The sequence below is a fragment of the Defluviitoga sp. genome, assembly GCF_035349255.1.
Classification (GTDB): domain Bacteria; phylum Thermotogota; class Thermotogae; order Petrotogales; family Petrotogaceae; genus Defluviitoga.
Genome location: NZ_DAOPSE010000049.1, coordinates 1 through 6,744, shown reverse-complemented (window position 1 = coordinate 6,744; position 6,744 = coordinate 1). Strand labels below are relative to the sequence as shown.

5 protein-coding genes and 1 pseudogene are annotated in these 6,744 nt (G+C 32.0%); all 6 read left to right on the top strand.

Going from position 1 to position 6,744, the window contains the following annotated elements:
* Nucleotides 1-29: 29 nt before the first annotated feature.
* Nucleotides 30-1,901, top strand: a complete 1,872-nt coding sequence (locus PKN74_RS07560) for an ABC transporter substrate-binding protein (RefSeq protein WP_472303124.1) — start codon at nt 30-32, stop codon at nt 1,899-1,901.
* A gap of 87 nt (nt 1,902-1,988) precedes the next feature.
* The gene (locus PKN74_RS07555; protein WP_472303139.1) at nt 1,989-2,999 is read left to right on the top strand and encodes an ABC transporter permease; all 1,011 of its coding nucleotides are present in this window, start codon (nt 1,989-1,991) and stop codon (nt 2,997-2,999) included.
* Nucleotides 3,000-3,011: 12 nt separating this feature from the next.
* The gene (locus tag PKN74_RS07550; RefSeq protein ID WP_472303123.1) at nt 3,012-3,875 is read left to right on the top strand and encodes an ABC transporter permease; all 864 of its coding nucleotides are present in this window, start codon (nt 3,012-3,014) and stop codon (nt 3,873-3,875) included.
* 5 nt (nt 3,876-3,880) lie between these two features.
* Nucleotides 3,881-4,906, top strand: a complete 1,026-nt coding sequence (locus PKN74_RS07545; RefSeq protein WP_472303122.1) for an ABC transporter ATP-binding protein — start codon at nt 3,881-3,883, stop codon at nt 4,904-4,906.
* A complete protein-coding gene (locus tag PKN74_RS07540; protein ID WP_472303121.1) occupies nt 4,857-5,891 on the top strand; it encodes an ABC transporter ATP-binding protein in 1,035 nt (344 codons plus the stop codon). The genes PKN74_RS07545 and PKN74_RS07540 overlap by 50 nt, the downstream gene beginning before the upstream one ends.
* 140 nt (nt 5,892-6,031) lie before the next feature.
* A pseudogene (locus PKN74_RS07535) lies at nt 6,032-6,744 on the top strand (methyl-accepting chemotaxis protein); the annotation flags it as partial.

Here is a 6,744-nt window from a genome sequence, read left to right as displayed (position 1 = left end):
AATTATTAACAAAAGGGAGGTTTTAGAGTATGTCAAAGAAAGTTTTGCTTTTATCATTGATTGTTTTGATGGTAGGAATATTTTTTTCACAAGTCTTGCCTTCGGTTCCACGAAACGAAACTCTTATAGTTGAAACTTCATATGGACGTATTGCTAATCCAAGTAATTTCAACATATGGATTCCAGGATCAATTCCTTCCCAAGGTGTTCACCAATGTATAACAGATGGTTTATGGTATGTGGATCCACAAACAGGCGAATTAATAAAGGCTTTAGCTTCAGAACCACCAATTTATAACGATGATTTTACACAAATGACTATTAAACTAAGAGAGGGCATTTATTGGAGTGATGGTATCCAATTCACTGCAGATGATGTAGTTTTTACTATTAAGAATATTATGAGCAACCCTGGTTTCAAAGATAGCGCCTCTTACAAGCAGTATGTGAAAAATATATACAAAACCGATGATTTTACAGTTGTTGTTGAACTTACAAAACCTTATCCAAGATTTCATGATTTTTTAACTTCGCTGAGTTTTGGGACAACCTGGATGCAACCCAAACATATTTGGGAAAAAATAGAAGACCCATTGTCCTACAATTTCTATCCTCCAGTTTCACTCACTCCTTATGTACTTGATAGTTATGATACTCAAGGATATTGGTTTTTATACAAAAAAAGAGATGATTGGCAAAGAACAAGCGTAGGCCAATTGTATGGTGAACCTAAACCAAAGTACATTATTTTTGTTGGTTATCCAGAAGTGGATAGAAAAGTTATGGCACAATCAAGACATGAATTAGATATTATCTTTGACTTAACTCCCGAAGGTTGGGAAGTATTAAGAAAGAGAAATGAATATTCTGTAGTTTGGTATAAAGACTTTCCTTGGGCATGGATGGATGACACAAATGCTCGATACATAGGTTTTAACAACGAGAAATATCCATTTAATTTAAAAGATGTAAGATGGGCTTTAACTCTTGCAATAAATATGGAAGAAATAGTTCAAAACGTTTATAATGGGATAACAAGAGTTACCCCTCTTCCCACTTGCCCAACTTCGTATTACATGGATGTTTATTATAAACCGTTAGAATCTTGGCTTGAAAGCTTTACTTTAAATGATGGTTTTAAACCTTACGACACAAATATTGCCGAGAGAATTAAAAATTACGCTATTCAACAAGGTTATATAGTAAGTGGAGAACCCGAAGATATTTGGGGTATAGGTTGGTGGAAATATGATCCCACAGAAGCAGAAAAGTTACTTTTGAAAAATGGTTTTTCCAAAGATAAAAACGGAAAATGGCATTTGCCCAATGGAGAAACATGGAAAATTAGTATACTTGCCCCATCTGGGGTCGAACCGGATTCTACAAGATTAGGATTTTCTGTTGCTGATCAATGGAGAAAATTTGGTATAGAGGTTAACGTGGAAACAGGAGAATCTGGTATTTTCTCAACTAGAAGGACAATAGGAGATTTTGATGTAATATCGGCGTGGGGTAATATGCTTGGAGCTTTAGGTAAGCCGGATCTTTGGAGCCGTTTGCAGCATTATCATTCTCAATTTTATACTCCGTCTGGTAAAGCTACCACTGGGTACAATGATATAAGGTGGAAAGCACCAGAGGAAGCCGATAAACTTATTGATGAAATGGCATCTCTGTCACCAGACGATCCAGAGTTAGTGGAATTAACTAAAGAATTTTTTAAGATTGTTGTAGATGAAATGCCTCTTATTCCAATAGCTATTAACAAAAAATTCAATGCGAATGATAATTACTATTGGACAAATTATCCATCAGCAGATAATCCATATATGGCTCCAGTTTCATGGTGGGGAGAAGCAAAATTTATGTATCCTCGACTTGAACCAACAGGTAGAAAGTAATTGCTTTGTCCAAACTTACAAAATAATAAAGCCCGCTTTATTTGGCGGGCTTTATTTTAAAAAAAAGAAAAAGGAGGAAAGATGATTTTGAAAGTTTTTAAAACGTACATTATTCCTCGATTAATTCAGTATGTAGTAGTTATTTTTGTTGGAATTACAATTACCTTTATCGTCCCTAGGTTGACGCCTATTGATCCTGTTCAAACAACTATTAATAGATTAGCAGCGTATGGGGGAACGTATATGGAACCACAAGCATATGAAAGTTTGCAGCAGACGTTGAAAGAATTATATGGATTAGAGGGGACGTTACTAGAGCAATATTTAGCATTTTGGAAACACCTTTTTACTTTTGATTTAGGCCCATCTTTATCTATGTTTCCTACACCTGTTATGGAGATTGTTCTTAATTCTCTTCCATGGACATTTTTCTTGTTAATCACTACTACCTTATTATCTTGGATAATAGGAAACATTTTAGGAGGTATAGCTGGTTATTTCAAGAATAAAAAATGGTCTGATGCACTCGCTGTTGTGGCAATGTCTATATATCCAATTCCATATTATGTTATGGCATTAATTTTGGTAATTTTGTTTGTTTATGTGTTTCCTATTTTCCCAATGATGGGAGGATACAGTATTGGAATTCAACCTTCTTTAGACTGGTCGTTTATTTTGGATGTGTTGCATCATAGTATATTACCTGCTATCTCTTTGATAATTATAGGAATGGGTTGGTGGTTTCTCAGTATGCGTTCAATGACTTCAAATGTTGTGTCCGAAGATTTTGTAACATATGCGGAGTTTGCAGGATTACCTAAGAGGAAATTACTTTTCAGTTATGTTATGAGAAATGGAATATTACCTCAAATAACTGCTTTAGGATTACAATTAGGAGGAATTTTTAATGGAGCTATTATAACAGAAGTAGCATTTTCATATCCTGGAGTTGGGTTGTTATTGAAAAATGCTGTAACTAATGGTGATTTTAATATGTTAATGGGTATTACTGTTTTATCGATAATTGCAATATCAACATCTTCTTTAGTAATTGATTTGCTTTATCCTTTATTTGATCCTAGAATAAGGTATAGATGAGGTGATGATAATATGTTTATTATATTAAAAGATCTTTTAAAAAGAGACAAAAAATTCTTATTTGGTTTTGTTGTAATATGTATTTTGGCTTTTTTAGCAATTTTATCTTTTTTTTCACCTTATAATCCTAGATCGTGGAATGTTGTTCCAAAAGATAGGCCACCAAGCTTAAAATACCTTTTAGGGACAAATTCTATGGGACAAGATATTTTTTGGAACACAACTTATGCTTTAAGGAACTCTTTCATTTTGGGTCTTACAACAGCTTTTGTTGCTAATATAATAGGTACTATTGTTGGTTTAATAGCTGGTTATAAAGGAGGAGCTTTAGATAAAGTTTTGATGTCCATAAATGATAGTTTCATAGTATTGCCTTCTTTACCTATTTTAATTTTTCTATCTTTTTCTTTAAGAGATAAAATGAATATGTTTACTATGGGATTAATTATTTCTATGTTTTCTTGGCCGTGGGCAGGTAAACAAGTGAGAGCACAAGTTTTAAGTTTAAGAGAAAGAGATTTTACCCACACGGCAGTTTTTTCAGGTATGAATATGTGGAGAGTAGTTTTTAAAGAACATTTACCTTTTGTTATTCCTTGGGTGATAGCAAATTTTATAAATACGATTCTTTCAGCTTTAGGAATGGAAATAAGTTTGTCAGTTTTAGGTTTATCTAGTTTAGAAATTCCAACAATAGGGACGACAATATATTGGGCTATGCAATATCAGGCTATCTTTAGAGGTATTTGGTGGTGGATTTTAACTCCTATTATTCTTTCTGTTTTATTTTTTGTAGCTTTGTACATGTTATCTGTAAGTATTAGTGAGTTTTTAGATCCGCGAACTAGGTTACAGAGAATAAAAATGGGAGGTTAATATATATGTCTTTATTAGAAGTAAAAGGATTATCAGCCTACTATATTACCCATGTTTATGGGGTTGAAAGAGATGTTAAGGCTGTAGATAATATAACGTTTTCTTTGGAGGAAAACGAAATTATGGGATTAGCAGGTGAGTCAGGATGTGGGAAAAGTACTTTGTTAAAAGTACTTTTGTCCATGATCAAGCCACCACTTAGAGTTTTATCTGGTGAAGTTAATTATTCATATGATAACAAACATTTTAATTTGTTAAATTTAGATAAAAAACAGTTAAGAGAAGTACAGTGGGAAGACATATCATATATTCCTCAAGGTTCTATGAGTACTCTAAATCCCGTAAGAAAAATCAGAAAGACTTTTGAAGATGTTATAAAAGCTCATAAAACAACTGAAGAAAAAGAAGAGTATGAAAAACTTATGGAAGAACATATCAGATATTTAGGTTTACCTTTAGAAGTGCTTGATTCTTACCCTCATCAGCTATCTGGAGGAATGAGACAAAGAACGACAATTGCTTTAGCTACTATACTGAAACCTAAAATTATATTTGCAGATGAACCAACAACTGCTTTAGATGTTATCGTTCAAAGAGGCGTTATACAAATGTTAAAAAAATTGCATGAAGAGCAAGAAAATACTATGTTAATAGTTACTCATGATATGGCTGTTCATGCAAATGTCGCAGACAGAATAGCAGTTATGTATGCGGGAAAATTGGTAGAAATTGCTAAAAAAGAGATTTTATTTACAAATCCAAAACATCCATATTCACAATTTTTGATAAGATCATTGCCAAAGATAGGTGACAAAAAGCAAAAAATAAGCGCACCTGGTAATCCCCCTTCTTTAGCCAATCCCCCTTCAGGATGTAGATTTCATCCTAGATGTCCTTACGTAAAAGATATTTGTAAAGAATATATTCCGAAATTTAGAAACTATGATAATTCGCATCAGATAGCTTGTTTCCTATATTCAGATGAAATTGAAGAAGGTGAAGAGATTGTCTCAAAATCTATTAGAAGTTAAAAATTTAGTGAAAATATTCAATATAGGTGGGAGAATTTTTGGAAGTAAATTAAAAGCCGTTAATAATGTCAACTTTAGTATAAAAGGTGATAATCCTGAAATATTAGCGTTTGCGGGAGAGACGGGTAGTGGTAAAACAACTGTTGCTCGGATGATACTTGGACTTGAAACTCCTACTTCAGGAGAAGTCATTTACAAAGGAAATAATGTAACTCACATAAAAAAAAGAAATGAATTGATGGAATATATGAAAGAGGTGCAGCCAATATTTCAAAATCCTTTTGAAACATTTAATCCTCTAAAAAAAGTAGATTCCTATCTGTATGAAACCACAAAAAATTATAACTTGGCAAAAAGCAAAAATGAAATATCAAAGATTATTGAAAACTCTTTGAAGTCAGTTGGATTAACATTAGTTGAAATTGAAGGGAGATATCCAAATGAATTATCAGGTGGTCAACTTCAAAGAGTTTCTGTGGCAAGAGCCCTAATAACTAAACCAGCTTTATTAATTGCAGATGAACCTGTTTCAATGGTTGATGCATCTTTAAGAATGTCTATAGTAAATTTATTTAATGACCTGAAAGTTAAATATAATGTAAATGTTATGTATATCACTCATGATCTTGCAACTGCTTACTATATTAGTGACAGAATAGCGATAATGCTTCGGGGAGATGTTGTAGAATTTGGAGATGTTGAGAAAGTCATGTTATCTCCTTTACATCCATACACACAAATGCTTATAGATTCAGTGCCTCAACCTGACCCAGAAGGTACATGGAAAGAAGATATAAAATTATCATCCTTAGAAGTAAAGGAATTTTCAAGATTAGGGTGTAAATTTTGTGAAAGATGTCCATATGCTATGAAAGTATGTAAGGAAATTGAACCTTCGACAGTTTTTAGAGAAGGAAGAGAAGTAAAGTGCCATCTCTATGCCCAAGATGAGGTGGATTCAAAGTTAAAATTTAAAGTAAGATAAAGCGGTTTTTGAAGATAAGAACCTAACTTTATCATTAAATAATTTTTGAATTTCTGCTTCCCCTTTTTTGAGGGGAAGTATTTTTAGCGAAAATTTTATCTTGTTAATAAAGATTATAAAAAACAAGGGAGGCTGGAAGAATGTTATTTAATAGTATTAAAAAGAAAATTTCTGTAATAATAATTGTAGTTTTAGTTCTGTTTGGTGCAGCAATTTCTTTTAACATTTTTTCACTGGTAATTTCTAACCGTGGATTAGAAAGATACAAAAATTTATCTGATGAAAGCAGTAAAATTTCTGAAATAGAGATGAACTTTTTTGACGCCTCTCTAAGTTTAAAAGATTATGTAAGTAGTTATGAAGAGCAAAATAAAGAAATAATAATAAAAAACATTAGTAATATAAAGACTATGTTTACTGATTATAATCAAGATTCTGCTTCTTTTCTTAGATTAAAGACTAATGTAGAAAATTATGAAAATGCTTTTAACCAAATAGTAGAGCAGAATAAAAGAAAGGAACAATTGATAAAAACTGATTTTCAAAAGATTTCTGAGTCTCTTGTTGAAGCTTCGCAAAAATTTAAAAATCTTTCTCAAAAGAGTATTAGTTCCGCAATGTTAACTTATTCGGATAATGTTTCACAATTAATTAGTGAAGCGATAGTCTTTTGTTCTAATTATTTCTTATCTAAATCAATTACTGATAAAGATCTTGTATTTCAAGGTTTGGAAGAGTTAAATTCTTTATTTAATAGAATTAATTATGAAATAACCTATGGAATAGTAACAGATGATTTAAAGTTTTCATTTGAAGAATTGCAAAATGTAGTTTTAGAGTTTAAGAAAGTATT